Source organism: Corallococcus sp. bb12-1, from assembly GCF_026626765.1.
In the GTDB taxonomy this organism is placed as follows: domain Bacteria; phylum Myxococcota; class Myxococcia; order Myxococcales; family Myxococcaceae; genus Corallococcus; species Corallococcus terminator.
In genome coordinates, this window is sequence record NZ_JAPNJZ010000001.1 from 1045066 (window position 1) to 1058891 (window position 13826).

Sequence of the window (13826 nt, forward strand, 5' to 3'; positions counted from 1 at the left end):
CCTGGCTCAGTGAAGCAGCTCCGGCAGCATGGGCAGCCCGTGGAAGAAGCGCCGCCCACTCTCGAAGCGGTGGTGGAAGGTGACGCGCTGATGCAGGTACAGCCGCGCCATCTCCTCCTCGCCGTAGGCGCGGAAGAACGCGGCGCGCGCTTCGTCACACGCCCGCTCGTACTCCACGCACAGCGCCTCCCAGTCCTCCGGGGGAATGTCCCCCTCCGGCCAGCCCTCCCCCGTGAGGCCGTACTCGCGCTCCATCGCGTCCAGCTCCCCGGCCCGCATCCGCACGCGCGGATCCTCCGCGATGGCCTCGTCCGCCATCGCCGTCAGGATGTGCGCCACCAGGAAAAATCCCGCGTCCGGCGGCACCGCCCCCGCGTCCCGCGCGCCCCGGAACGTCACCAGCAACTGCGCGTCCATCGCCTCGCCGCCCAACTCCGTCAGCTTCGCCGCCAGCACCCGCCACCGGGCCTCCGTCTCGCGAGCCTCCCGCCGCATCCCGTCCAGCTCCTGCTCACCCATCTTCTTCATGGTGTCCTCTCCCATCCCGCGAAGGTCCCCTCACCACGAAGGTTCCCATCCCGGTCTGACGCGTGGGCCCCGCAAAGCGTGCTGTCCCTGTTTCCCGGGACGTCCCGGCCCGTCCGCTGCCGGACGCGGGGCGGCGCGGCCGTCGCTTGGAGGACGCGCAACCCCGCTTCCGGGGACAGGCGACCGGCGGATTCCGCGCTGTGCGGAGGACGAACCGGGCACGCGGCGATTGCCTGCCGCGAACAGGTCCGGAGCAGCGCCGGATGTCACCCGCCGGACACCTGGCCCGGATGCGACCCCGGCGCACACACTTGGGCAACGAGGACGGTTGCCGTCAGGCGAGGGATGTCGCATCCGCAGGACACGGGCCCGAGCACGGTGGCCCCCGTTGGGGAGTCGAACCGGTGGCTGAACCCGAAGTCAGGCTGGAGCTGCGTTCCCAGGTCACGCTGCGCACGGTGCTCACCGTGTGCCTCACGGTGCTGGGGGTGATGATCCTGGCGACGCTCGTCGTCAAGACGCGCGTGGCGCTCACGCTCACGGGCATCGCGGCGCTGCTCGCCCTATCGCTGGAGCACGGCGTGTCGCGGCTGGAGAAGCGCGGCCTCAAGCGGTGGCTGGCCATCGCCCTGGTGCTGCTGGCGCTGTTCGTGGCGGTGTCCGCGCTGGGCCTGCTGGTGATTCCGGACCTGGTGGAGCAGGTGGACGCGCTCGTCACCCAGTGGCCGACGTTGTGGAAGCAGGTGCGCGGCACCGGCATCCTGCGCGCGCTCAACCAGCGGCTGCACAGCCTGGGCTGGAATGAGCGCCTGGAGGAAGCCACCCCGGCGCTCGCCGGCCCGCTGCCCGCGCTCCTGATGAGCGCCATTGGCGGCGTGGTGGGCCTGTTGGGTGGCATGCTCACCGTGTTCTTCCTGGTGGTGTTCATGCTGGTGTTCGGCGGCGGCGTGCTCAAGCGCCTGCTGGAGCTGACCCGGCCCGACCACCGCATGCGATACGTGCGCGTGCTGCACAACATCTACACCGCGACGGGCGGCTACCTGTCCGGCATCACCCTCATCTGCGCCGTCAACGCCACGCTGACCACCACGATGCTGGCCGTGCTGGGCCTGCCCTTCTACCTGCCCCTGGGGGTCGCGAGCGGCTTCTCCAGCCTCGTGCCCTACGCGGGCCCCATCATCGCGGGCGGCTTCATCACGCTGCTCACGCTCGTCACGGGCGGCGCGTGGAAGGCGCTGGCGGTGTTCGTCTACTTCCTGCTGTACGGCCAACTGGAGGGCAACGTGATGGCGCCGCTCATCTTCAAGCGCACCGTGCACGTGAATCCCCTGCTCACGCTCCTGGCCGTCCTCTTCTGTGTGGAACTGGCCGGTATCGTCGGCGCGGTGGTCGCGGTGCCCGTGGCCGCCACGGTGCAGATCATCCTCCGGGAAGTCCTCCTCTTCCGTCAGGAGCGCCGCGAGGCGGCGGTGCTTCCCGTGGAGTCCTGATGGCCTCGCCGCTCCAGTTCCTGCTCACCCACGGCTCGGGACCGCTCATCTTCCTCGTGCTGGTGGCGGGAGGACTGGGGCTGCCGTTCCCGGAGGACATCGTCCAGCTGGCCGCGGGCGTGCTCGCGCACCGGGGCCTGATGCCGCTGTCCGCGGCCCTGGCCCTGTGCTTCCTGGGCGTGCTGTGCGGCGACACCGTGCTCTTCCTCACGTCCCGGCGTCTGGGGCAGGCCCTGTACACGCACCCGCGCACCCGCCGCCTGTTCCCCCCCGAACGCCGCGCGCGCATCCAGGGCCTGTACGCGAAGCATGGTTCGCGCGTCGTCTTCGTCGGCCGCTTCATGTCCGTGCTGCGCGTGCCGGTGTTCGCCATGGCCGCGGCCGAGGGCATGCCCCTGCGCCGCTTCCTCTTTTGGGACGGACTGGCGCTGTGTCTGAGCTCCCCCCTGGTGGTGCTGTTGGGCTACGTGGGCTCCGCCAGCGTGGACCGCGTGGCGAAGGGCGTGGGTCAGGTGGAGCACTTCATCGCGCTGGGGGGCGTGGCCGCGCTGCTGATCATCCTGGGCGTGCGCCACGTGCGCGAGCGCCAACGCGACCAGGCCCCTGCCTGACGGAGCGGTCCTGTTCACCCCCCCTGAGAGGAAGCAAGCAAGCGCACACTCCACATGCGGAGGCGCGGCACCTTCCACACGGTTTCGATATCTACTGCACGTGTTCCCTGACCTGGACACACCGGGAACACCGCCTCGCATCGCCCGGGTTGGGTGAAGACCCAGGCTCGCGCCTCCCGAGGAGACATGGAACAGGACAGCATCACGCAGGGCGGCGGGTCAGGGGGATTGATGTCCCCTGGAGCCCCGATGGACTGGCTTTCCGGAGGCGGTGAGATGGGCGGGCTCATCCGCTCCATGGACTGGTCGAGGACGCCGCTCGGCCCGGTGGAGACCTGGCCGCAGAGCCTGCGCACGACGGTCAGCCTGTGCCTGTCCTCCACGTTTCCCATCCTCATCGCGTGGGGGCCGGAGCGCGTTCAAATCTACAACGACAGCTACCGGCCCATTTGCGGCGCCAAGCATCCGGAGTCCATGGGGCAGCCCTTCCGCGACTGCTGGGCCACGGCGCTGCCGGTGGTGGGCGGAGCCTTCGACAAGGCGGGCGCCGGCACGGGTTCCTACATCGAGAACCAGCGCATGCTCCTGGACCGGTACGGCTACCTGGAGGAGGCCTTCATGACCTTCTCCTTCAGCCCCATCCGCGACGAGTCCGGCACCGTGGGCGGGCTCTTCCACCCCATCACCGAAGTCACCGAGAAGATGCTCAGCGCGCGGCGCACGCAGACGCTGCGCGAGCTGTCCGCGCTGCTGGGCAAGGTGAAGAGGGTGGAGGACATTGGCGCCGCGCTGCCGCAGCTCCCGCCGGACGCGGCGCTCGACGTGCCCTTCCTGCTGTTCTACCGCCGCGACGAGGCGCGCGCCGGGGTCCGGCTCGTGGGCGCCATGGGCCTGCCCCGGGGCAGCGCGTGGAGTCCGGAGGAGGCTGGGCTGGACGGGCCATGGCCCTTCGCGGTCGGCACCGGGCCGGAGCCCCGCACGGTGCACGTCCCGGGCGCGACGCGTCAGGGCGTGACGTGTGGCCCGTACGAGGATGCGCCCGTGCACGCGCGCGTGCTGCCGCTCATCCCCGCCGGCATGACGGAGCCCTTCGGCTACCTGGTGGCGGGCGTGAGTCCCCGACGCGCGATGGACGACGCCTACCGGGGTTTCTACGAGCAGTTGCAGAGCACCCTCACCACCGCGGTGGTGAACGTGCGCGCCCATGAAGCGGAGGCGCAGCGCCTGGAAGCCCTGGCCGCCATCGACCGGGCGAAGACGGCGTTCTTCTCCAACGTGTCGCACGAGTTCCGCACGCCGCTCACGCTCATCCTGGGCCCGCTGGAGGAATCGCTCGCGGACACCGTCAACCCGCTGCCGCCCGCCCAGCTCGCGCGCCAGGAGCTCACCCACCGCAACGCGCTGCGCCTGCTCAAGCTGGTCAACTCGCTGCTGGACTTCTCCCGCATCGAGGCCGGGCGGGTGAAGGCGAACTTCCACCCCACGGACCTGGGACGGCTCACCGAGGACCTGGCCAGCGTCTTCCGCTCCGCGATGGAGAAGGCGGGCCTCACGTACACCGTGGAGGTGACGGACGTGGGCGAGCCCGTCTACGTGGACCGGGACATGTGGGAGAAGGTTGTCCTCAACCTGCTCTCCAACGCCTTCAAGTTCACGCTCCAGGGCAGCGTCACGGTGGGGCTTGGGCGTGACGGGGACCGGGTGCGGTTCACCGTGCGCGACACCGGCACCGGCATCCCGGAGGCGGAGCTGCCGCGCGTGTTCGAGCGCTTCCACCGCGTGGAGACCTCCCGGGGACGCACGCACGAGGGCACCGGCATCGGGCTGGCGCTCATCCAGGAGCTGGTGAAGCTGCACGGCGGCACGCTGGGCGTGTCGAGCGTGGAGGATGCGGGCAGCACCTTCTTCGTGGAGATGCCGCTGGGAAGCGCGCACCTTCCGGCGGAGCACGTCCATCAGGCGCGGGGCGACGCGCACGCGGGCAAGCTGTGTTCCGCCTTCAGCGAGGAGGCCCTGCGGTGGCTGCCGGACGCGCTGGACGTCCCCCCGCTGTCGGTGCCGGAGCAGGCCACGCGCGTGGACTCCAGCACGGCGCTGGGCAGTCTGGGCGCGGGGCTCGCGCCGCCGCCGGGACGCGGGCGCATCCTCGTCGCGGACGACAATTCGGACATGCGCGCGTACGTGAGCAGCCTGCTGGCCCCCCAGTGGGACGTGCGCGCGGTGGCGGATGGCGAGGCGGCCTTCGAGGCGGCGCTCGCGTCCCCGCCGGACCTCATCCTGAGCGACGTGATGATGCCCCGGCTGGACGGCTTCGGCCTCTTGAAGAAGCTGCGCTCGGACGCGCGCACGCGCGGCATCCCCTTCGTCCTGCTGTCGGCGCGCGCGGGCGAAGAAGCGCGCATCGAGGGCCTCCAGGCCGGCGCGGACGACTATCTGGTGAAGCCCTTCTCCGCGAGGGAATTGCAGGCGCGGGTGGACAGCCAGCTCCAGTTGGGACGCGCGCGCCAGCAGCTCTCCGACTTCTTCATGCAGGCCCCCGCGGCCATGTGCGTGATGACGGGCCCGGAGCTGGTCTTCACGGTCATCAACCCGATGTTCGCGGGCCTGATGGGCCGGGACATGCTGGGCAAGCGGGCCCGCGATGCCCAGCCGGAAGGGGGCCACGGCGTCCTGCTCAAGCACCTGGAGGACGTCTTCCACACGGGCCAGCCCTTCGTGGGCCGAGAGGTGCCGGTGCGGCAGCCGGACGGCCGGGGCGGTCTGAAGGAGCTGCTGGCGGACGTGGACATCCACCCGCAGCGCGACGGGGAGGGCCACATCCAGGGTCTGCTCGTCGCCGTGCAGGAGGTCAGCGAACAGGTCCGCGCGCGAAAGCAGTTGGAGGCCCTTACCCACGACCTCCAGAGCGCCCTCACCTCGCGGGACACCTTCCTGGGCGTGGCGTCGCACGAGCTGAAGACGCCCGTCGCCGCGCTGATGCTGAACCTGGAGGTGACGCGCCGCCGCCTGTCCCCCACGCGCGACGAGCCCCTGTCACCCGCGAGGATGACGGCGGCGATGAACACGGCGCTGCGGCAGGTGGAGCGGCTGGCGCGGCTGGTGGACGAACTGCTGGACGTCTCCCGCATCCAGGCCGGCAAGCTGGACTTCCACCTGGAGGAGAGCGACCCGGCGGAGCTGGTGCGCGAGGTCGTCGAGTCCTTCCAGGAGCAGTTGGCTCAAGTCCACTGCGTGGTGGAGCTGCGGGTGACGTCCGGGGCGCGCGTGTGGTGGGACCGCTCGCGCATGGAGCAGGTGCTGGTGAACCTGCTGTCCAACGCCATCAAGTACGCGCCCGGTCAGCCCATCCGCATCGAGGTCGCGCCGCACGACGGACAGCTGGCCATCCGCGTCGCGGACTCCGGCCCCGGCATCCCCCGTGAGCACCAGGACCGCGTCTTCGAGCGCTTCGAGCGCGGCGGGCCGCCCCGCTCCGTGCACGGGCTGGGGCTGGGGCTCTTCATCGCCAGCCAGATCGTCCAGGGCCACCACGGCCAGCTGCGCCTGGACAGCGCCGCGGGCCAGGGCGCCACCTTCACCATCGAGCTGCCGCTGCAACCCCAAGCCCGGGCCTGAGGCGGCAGCGGCCCGCCTCAGTGCGCGACGCGCGGGGGCTTCTTCTCCTCGGGCCGGATGTTCTGGTTCCAGTGGAAGAGGTTGGTGGGATCGTAGAGGTTCTTCACCTCCACCAGCCCCGCGTAGTTGTCGCGGTAGGTCGCCTGCACGCGCTCCTGGCCCTCCTCCATCAAGAAGTTCACGTAGGCGCCGCCCGAGGAGTAGGGGTGCAGCGCGTCGTAATAGGCCTTCGTCCAGTCGGTGATCTCCGCCGCCCGCTCCGGCGAGGGATCCACTCCGACGATGACCTCCGACCAGCGGACGTCGCGGTAGCTGAAGGCCGTGTCCTTCGGGCCCACCCGGTGCGCGGCCCCGTCCATGGGGTAGAGGTGCATGGTGGACTGCATCGACGGGAGGCGTTCGGCGAACTCCACGTGACGCGCGATGGCTTCGTCGCCCAGCTCACGCACGAAGTCCGCGCGCCAGTACCATTGCAGCCCCGGTGGGTAGAGCGCGTCGAAGGCGGTCTGCAACATGGGGAAGGGCATGGGTTGCACGCCATACAGCGCGGGCTTGAGTGCTCGCACGGGCGCGAACAGCGCGTCCGCCTTCGCGGGGTCCCCGGTGTAGCACCACACCACACCGCACATCTTCTTGAGGTGCAGCTCCTCCGGGAAGGGAGGCGCGGGCGGCACGGTCATGAAGGCGAAGAAGCCGTTGAGGTCCTCGGGCGCGTTCGGCAGGAATTCGCGGTACCAGCGCATCACCTCCGCCGCGCGGTCCAGGGGCCAGAGCGTGGGGCCGGCGATGACGGTGTCCACCGGACAGGCCCGGAAGAGGAACGACGTCACCACGCCGAAGTTGCCGCCCCCGCCGCGCACCGCCCAGAACAGGTCCGGGTACTTCTCCGCGCTGGCGGTGACGAGCCGCCCGTCGGCGAGCACCATGTCCACGGCGAGCAGGTTGTCGATGGTGAGGCCGAAGCGGCGCGTGAGGTGGCCCATGCCGCCCCCCAGCGTGAGTCCGGCCACCCCCGTGGTGGAGATGATGCCGGAGGGCACGGCGAGTCCGAAGGCATGGGTGGCGTGGTCCACGTCCGCCCAGACGGCCCCGCCCGCAACCCGCACCGTGCGCGCCTCGGGGTCCACCCGCACGCCGCGCATGTTCGACAGGTCGATGGCCAGCCCGTTGTCGCACAGCGCCAGGCCGCCGCCGTTGTGTCCGCCTCCGCGCACGGACAGCTCCAGCTTCCGCTCCCGGGCGAAGTTCACGGAGGCGATGACGTCCGCCGCGTCCGCGCACCTGACCACCAGGGCCGGGTGCTTGTGGATCATCCCGTTGTAGAGCTGGCAGGCCTCCTCGTAGCCAGCGTCCCCCGGCTGGAGGAGTGTTCCCCGCAGCCGCGCCCGGAAGGGTTCCACGCTGTCGGGCGTCAGCCCGGAGGGCGGTCCCGTGCCGCTCGTCGGAGTCGGACGTTGGGTTTCGACAGTCATGGGAATTCCTTCCTGGATGGGCTGGAGACGACACGGCGCCTGAATCAACGAATGCGCACGCCGCCAGCCGCTCGACATAAGGGGGCGACAGGGGGCTTCCAGGCACGCGCCGCCCGGCGGGAGCGGACGCAGCGCTCCGCCCCTCCGTCTCTCCCAGCGGACCTCCGCGGGCATCAGCCCGAGGCCACCTCCCGCAGGCTGTCCTCCACACCGGCGAGCAGCACGTCCAGGTCCGCGTCCGGGATGTTGAGCGCGGGCGCGATGTAGACGGTGTCGCCCAGCGGGCGCAGGTAGAGCCCCCGGCGGCGCGCGGCTTCGTACACGCGCCAGCCGCTGTTGGCGAAGTAGCCCCCGCCGCCCAGGTCCAGCGCGCCCACCATGCCCACGGCGCGCGGGCGCACGAGGCCGGGGATGGTGGCGGCCATGCGTTCAAAGGCGGCCTTCACGCGGGGCGCCTTGCGCTGGACCTGTCCCAGCACGTCCTCGTCGCGGTACACGGCCAGCACCTCGCGCGCCACGGCCGCGCCCAGCGGGTTGCCGCAGTACGAGTGCCCGTAATACAGCGCCCGGTCCTTCGCCCCCAGGAAGCCCGCGAAGATGCGCTCCGACGCGAGCGTGGCGCCAAAGGGCATCAGGCCGCCGCTCAGCGCCTTGGCCAGACACAGCAGGTCCGGCACCACGTCCGCCAGGTCCACCGCGAAGCGGGCGCCGGTGCGGCCCAGGCCGGTGAAGACCTCGTCGGCGATGAGGAAGGTGTCCACGTCGCGGGTGGCCTGACGCACCTCGCGCACGAAGTCCGGCGACGACATCCACATGCCCACCGCGCCCTGGATGACGGGCTCCAGGATGACGCCGGCGATGCCGTCCGGGTCCGCCTGGAGCGCCGCGCGCAGCTGCGCCAGGGCGCGCGCGTGTCCGCCCTCCTCCGCGGGGGACGGCACGTGCACCACGTCGAAGAGGAGCGGGCCGAACACGTCGCGGAACTCGGACACTCCGCCCACGCTGGTGGCGCCCAGCGTCTCGCCGTGGAAGGCGCCGGACAGGGTGATGAAGCGGGTGCGGCGGGGCCGGCCGTTCTGGGCCCAGTACTGCGCGGCCATCTTGATGGCCACCTCCACCGCGGTGCTGCCGTTGTCCGAATAGAAGACGCGCGACAGCTTCTGTTCCGCCGGCACGTCCGCGCGGTCCGCGCCGGGGGCCAGCGCGGTCAGTTCGGCGGCCAGGAGGGCGGCGGGCCCGTGGGTGATGCCCGCGAGCGAGGCGTGGGCCAGGCAGCCGAGCTGGTCGGTGAGGGCCCGCACCAGCCGGGGATGACGGTGTCCCAGGGTGGACACCCACCAGGAGCCGTTGGCGTCCAGGTAGCGCTGACCGTCGGCGTCATGGAGGTAGACGCCCTCCGCGCGGACGATGACCAGCGGGTCGGTGTCCGCGATGTACTGGGCCATGGCGGTGTAGGGGTGCCAGACGTGCTGCTTGTCCAGGCCGACGATGGCTGCCCGCTCCACGGTGTGTGCTCCTGACTGGGGGGATGATCCATGCCCCGGGTGACGCGCCGCGTGCCGTTCTGCCCTCCTTGGGGGCAGGCCGCAACGTCCTTGCCGCACCGCGCCCTATCCGTCAGCGGACACGCGGGGAGGCGGGACGCTCAGTGTCGGTCGTCCGGGGCTGTTCGGGAGGGCCGGGTGCTGCCGACGTCATGAAGAGCGCTGACATTGCCGTGACAGCCGGAGTGTTACCCCTGGTCTGAAAGCACGGGAGAGTCATGGCCATCGCTATCTTCTTCATCAGTCACTGGCTGCTCTGCGTCTTCTTCCAGAGCTTCTTCCAGCACCGCTACGCGGCGCACCGCATGTACAGCATGGGTCCGCGCACGGAGAAGGCGATGCACCTGCTCACCTACCTGGTGCAGGGCTCGTCGTACCTGTCGCCCAAGGCGTACGCCATCCTGCACCGCGAGCACCACGCCTTCTCCGACACGGAGAAGGACCCGCACTCTCCGCACTTCTTCAAGGACGCGCTGCGGATGATGCTGCACACGAAGAAGCGCTATGACGGCTTCGTGAAGGGCACCTTGACGCCGGAGCCGCGCTTCGAGGGTGGGTATCCGGAGTGGCCGCTCGTCGACAAGACGCTGGGCCAGTCCTGGTGGGCGCCGCTGGTGTGGGTGGGCCTGTACACGGCGTTCTACGTGGCGTTCGCGACGTCGCCCTGGATGTTCCTGCTGTTGCCGGTGCACTTCGTGATGGGGCCGGTGCACGGCGCCATCGTGAACTGGTGCGGGCACAAGTACGGCTACCGCAACTTCAAGGGCAGCGACCAGTCGCGCAACACGCTGCCGGTGGACGTGCTGTGCATGGGCGAGCTGTTCCAGAACAACCACCACAAGTTCGGCGCGAGCCCGAACTTCGCGGCGCGCGCCTTTGAAATCGACCCCACGTGGCAGGTGATGCGCGTGCTGTCCAAACTGGGCGTCATCCGCATCACCACGCCCCAGCGCGCGGTGTACCCGGAGCCGCGCGAAGTGGCTCGCGCGAGCAGTGGCGGGGCGCAGACGGCCTGAGGTCCTGGCATTGAAGTCACGCGGGGGAGCCGTCCGTCAGGGACTGCTCCCCCGTTTTCGTTTCCGACCTCAGCGCTTGAGCGCCGCGCCCACCGCATCCGCCAGCTTCGACGTGGGCCGCCCGATGAGCCGGCTCAGCGTGTGGCTGTCGTTGTACAATTCACCCTTCGCGAGCCCCGCGTCCGCGTCCGCCAGGACGTCCGCGTACACCTGCGGCAGCCCCACCTTCACCAGCGCCGCCGAATACTCCGACACCGGCAGGTCCACGTACGCCACCTTCTTGCCCGACTGGCGCGACACCTCCGCCGCGTACTCCGTCATCGTGAAGGCCGTGTCACCCGCCAGCTCATACACCTGGTTCTCATGGCCCGTGCCCGTGAGCACCTCCACCGCCGCGTCCGCGTAGTCCTTGCGGCTGGCCGCCGCCACCCGGCCGTCCTTCGCGCTGCCCTGCACCACGCCGTACTCCAGCGCCGGCGCCAGGTTGTCCGTGTAGTTCTCGAAGTACCAGCCGTTGCGCAGGAACGTGTACGGCAGCCCCGACGCCTTGATGGCCTCCTCCGTGGCCTTGTGCTCCCCCACCAGCTTGATGCCCGACGTGTCCGCGTACGGAGCGCTCGTGTACGCCAGCAGCTTCACGCCCGCCTTCTTCGCCGCCTCCAACACCGCCGAGTGCTGCGGGAAGCGCTTGCCCACCTCGTTCGCGGAGATGAGCAACACCACATCGCCCTTCCCGAACGCCCCCGCCAGCGTCTCCGGCTGGCTGTAGTCCACCTTGCGCACCTGCACCCCGCGCTCCGCCAGGTCCTTCGCCTTCTCCGGGTCGCGCACCGCCACCGCCACCTGATTCGCGGGCACCTTCTTCAACAGCCCCTCGACGACGAAACGCCCCAGCTTCCCCGTGGCTCCAGTGACGACGATCATGGCCCGTGCCTCTTTCTTCCCGCGCCGTGCGCGTGGATTCGAACTGGCACTTACCCTAACGGAGGTACTCACTTTTCGTAAGTACGCACCTCGTGGTAAGTGTCAATCCATGAAGGCAAGCAAGGGCAGTGCACTGCTGGCGAAGGTGAAGCAGCGCGGGGACCTCTACGCGGCCGTGTGCCCGTCGCGCGGGGTGCTGGAGCACGTCACCAGCCGCTGGGGCGTGCTGGTGCTCATCGCACTGAAGGAAGAGGGCACCCACCGCTTCAGCGAGCTGCGCCGCAAGGTGGGCGGAGTGAGCGAGAAGATGCTCGCCCAGACGCTCCAGGCCCTGGAGCAGGACGGCTTCGTGCTGCGCGAGGCCCACCCGGTGATTCCCCCTCACGTGGACTACAGCCTCACCCCCATGGGCCAGGAGGTCGCCGAGCACGTGAAGACCCTGACCACCTGGATTGAAGGCAACCTGCAGCGGGTGCTCTTCGCCCGGACGCAGGAAGTCAGCCGCAAGAAGGCCTCCTGACCCAGATTTTCCCAGGGCAGGCGTCCCGCGCTCCCTCCCCCGGACGCCAGCCAGCGGAACGGACGGAAGCGAAGGGCGCGGGCTCGCGTTAAGACTGCCCCCGTGCCCGTCGACACCCCGCTCCAGGTCCGCATCCTCGATGCCATCCACGACGTCCCGGCCGCCCAATGGGACGCGCTCATCGCCCCCGGCGCGCCCCCCTTCGTGCGCCACGCGTGGCTGTCCGCCATGGAGGACAGCGGCAGCGCCACCGAGGAGACCGGCTGGGCCCCGCACCACCTGACGCTGTGGAGGGGGAAGAAGCTGGTCGCCGCCGCGCCCGCCTACCTCAAGTTCCACAGCATGGGCGAATACATCTACGACTTCGGCTGGGCCAACGCCGCCGCCCAACTGGGCGTGGAGTACTACCCCAAGCTCCTCGTGGGCGGCCCCCTGTCCCCCGCCACCGTGCCGCGCTTCCTCACCGCCCCGGGCGAGGACGCCCCTGTCCTGCGCCGGGCCCTGCTGGAGGCCGCGGTGGCCAGCGCCGAGGACGCGGGCTGCTCCGGGGTGCACGTGCTCTACCCCACCGACGAGGAGGCCGACTTCCTGGAGGAGGCCGGGCTCGCGCGCCGCATCACCCTCCAGTTCCACTGGAAGAACCCGGGCTATCAAAGCTACGACGACTACCTGGCCCGCTTCGACTCCAAGCGCCGCCACCAGCTCAAGCGCGAGCGCGCCGCCGCAGGCCCCCAGGGCATCCAACTGCGCACCGTGCGAGGCGCGGACCTGGGCCCGGAGCACGCGAAGCGCGCGTACACCTTCTACACCTCCACCTGCGAGCGCCACTCCTGGGGACAGGTGCAGCTCACCCCGGGCTTCTTCGACCGCGTCTTCCAGCACCTGCCCCAGGCCGTGGAGATGGTGGAGGCGGTGAAGGACGGCCAGGTCATCGCCGGGGCCTTCAATCTGGTCACCCCGGAGCGGCTCTATGGCCGGTACTGGGGCTGCACCGAGGAGCACCCCTTCCTGCACTTCAACGTCTGCCTGTACCAGTCCGTGGACGACTGCATCCAGATGGGCCGCAAGGTGTTTGAACCCGGCGCGGGTGGCGAACACAAGGTGTCGCGCGGCTTCGAGCCCACCGCCGTGCACAGCGCCCACCTGATTTTCGACAAGCGCCTGGACAAGGCCGTCCGGGGCTTCCTGCGCATGGAGCGGATGCGACTGACACCCGCGGTGGAAGAGGCCGAACGCATCTGCGGCCTCAAGCCCTGGACCCCCGCGCCCCCCGCGCCCCCCGTCGCCCCCGGGTCCACTGGAACCTGAATCCTGAACGTCTGTCCGCCAGCCCACCGGCCGGATGACGACGACGCTCGGATGAAGTTGTGAAATCGGGGTGAACCTCTAGAGTCCGCCCCATGAAAGTCCCGGAGACCGACGAAGACTTCATCCAGTGGTACGAAGACTGCTGGGCCGACCGTGACGAGGTGGAGTACCCGAAGCTGTTCGGCGCCATCCGCGAGGAAGTAGACCTCCTGGAAGGCACCGGCGTGCTGGAGGGATGGCTGGAGAGCGAGCTGGCGCAGGGTCAGGCGTTGGATCCGAACTGGCTTCCCATGGGCGTGCGCGTGGCGCCGCCCAGCCCCGAGCACCCGTACTGGACCTACGTCACGAGCGGCCTGTCCAACCCCTTCACGGTATCGCCCGGCGAGGAGCTGGCGGACGACGCGCGCAGTGGCCTGGGCTACGAGATGGTCATCCACACGCCCGAGGAGGAGCGCTGGCCCGTGCTGCGCCTCATGGACATGATGGCCTACAACCTCGTGTGCGCCCGGCTGTTCGCCATGGGGCACCGCTACCCGGTGGACGGCACCCTCACCGGCGGCGAGACGAAGCTCGCGGGCTTCGTGTTCGTGAAGGACGCCATGCGCCCCAGCCACTTCACCCTGCCCAGCGGCCAGGTGGAGCTGCTCACGCTCGTGGGCGTGACGAAGAACGAGATGGCCTTCTCGCGCTCCAACGGCATGGACAAGCTGCTGCAGAAGCTGGCGGACCCGGCGAACCCGAGCACCGCGTACATCACCCGGCCGGAGCGGGAGGAGCTGAAGCTGTAGCCGTCCCCGC

11 protein-coding genes are annotated in these 13826 nt (G+C 70.1%); 7 read left to right on the plus strand and 4 right to left on the minus strand.

Annotation, left to right across the window (positions count from 1 at the left end):
• Positions 1 to 6 precede the first annotated feature (6 nt).
• Positions 7 to 528 (minus strand): hypothetical protein, encoded by a 522-nt coding sequence (locus tag OV208_RS04365; RefSeq protein WP_267572526.1) that lies wholly within the window; start codon positions 526 to 528, stop codon positions 7 to 9.
• A 404-nt stretch (positions 529 to 932) separates the two neighbouring features.
• Between OV208_RS04365 and OV208_RS04370 the strand changes: the two genes are divergently transcribed.
• The 3 genes from OV208_RS04370 to OV208_RS04380 all read left to right on the plus strand — a co-directional run bounded on the left by OV208_RS04370 (position 933) and on the right by OV208_RS04380 (position 6244).
• Positions 933 to 2018 (plus strand): AI-2E family transporter, encoded by a 1086-nt coding sequence (locus OV208_RS04370; RefSeq protein ID WP_267572527.1) that lies wholly within the window; start codon positions 933 to 935, stop codon positions 2016 to 2018.
• Positions 2018 to 2629 carry a DedA family protein gene (locus OV208_RS04375; RefSeq protein ID WP_267572528.1) on the plus strand — a complete coding sequence of 204 codons (612 nt, stop codon included), beginning with the start codon at positions 2018 to 2020 and terminating at the stop codon, positions 2627 to 2629. Before OV208_RS04370 ends, OV208_RS04375 begins: the two co-directional genes overlap by 1 nt.
• Positions 2630 to 2878: 249 nt before the next feature.
• Complete coding sequence (locus OV208_RS04380) at positions 2879 to 6244, plus strand: ATP-binding protein (RefSeq protein ID WP_267572529.1); 3366 nt, start codon at positions 2879 to 2881, stop codon at positions 6242 to 6244.
• Positions 6245 to 6261: 17 nt separating this feature from the next.
• Here the strand turns inward: OV208_RS04380 and OV208_RS04385 are convergent, their stop codons facing one another.
• A complete protein-coding gene (locus tag OV208_RS04385) occupies positions 6262 to 7716 on the minus strand; it encodes an FAD-binding oxidoreductase (protein WP_267572530.1) in 1455 nt (484 codons plus the stop codon).
• A gap of 173 nt (positions 7717 to 7889) precedes the next feature.
• Complete coding sequence (gene bioA / locus OV208_RS04390) at positions 7890 to 9221, minus strand: adenosylmethionine--8-amino-7-oxononanoate transaminase (RefSeq protein ID WP_267572531.1); 1332 nt, start codon at positions 9219 to 9221, stop codon at positions 7890 to 7892.
• A 257-nt stretch (positions 9222 to 9478) separates the two neighbouring features.
• On the opposite strand from bioA, the gene OV208_RS04395 reads away from it, so the two are divergent.
• Positions 9479 to 10276, plus strand: a complete 798-nt coding sequence (locus tag OV208_RS04395) for an acyl-CoA desaturase (protein ID WP_267572532.1) — start codon at positions 9479 to 9481, stop codon at positions 10274 to 10276.
• A 69-nt stretch (positions 10277 to 10345) separates the two neighbouring features.
• Here the strand turns inward: OV208_RS04395 and OV208_RS04400 are convergent, their stop codons facing one another.
• Positions 10346 to 11200: an SDR family oxidoreductase gene (locus OV208_RS04400; protein ID WP_267572533.1), complete on the minus strand. Its 855-nt coding sequence runs from the start codon at positions 11198 to 11200 to the stop codon at positions 10346 to 10348.
• Between the two features lie 109 nt (positions 11201 to 11309).
• Here OV208_RS04400 and OV208_RS04405 point away from each other — a divergent pair, with 109 nt between their 5' ends.
• The 3 genes from OV208_RS04405 to OV208_RS04415 all read left to right on the plus strand — a co-directional run bounded on the left by OV208_RS04405 (position 11310) and on the right by OV208_RS04415 (position 13816).
• Entirely contained in the window at positions 11310 to 11720 is a 411-nt protein-coding gene (locus tag OV208_RS04405) for a winged helix-turn-helix transcriptional regulator (RefSeq protein WP_267572534.1), read from the plus strand.
• Positions 11721 to 11822: 102 nt separating this feature from the next.
• Positions 11823 to 13028 (plus strand): GNAT family N-acetyltransferase, encoded by a 1206-nt coding sequence (locus OV208_RS04410; protein WP_267572535.1) that lies wholly within the window; start codon positions 11823 to 11825, stop codon positions 13026 to 13028.
• 92 nt (positions 13029 to 13120) lie between these two features.
• Positions 13121 to 13816: a suppressor of fused domain protein gene (locus OV208_RS04415; protein ID WP_267572536.1), complete on the plus strand. Its 696-nt coding sequence runs from the start codon at positions 13121 to 13123 to the stop codon at positions 13814 to 13816.
• Positions 13817 to 13826 lie beyond the last annotated feature (10 nt).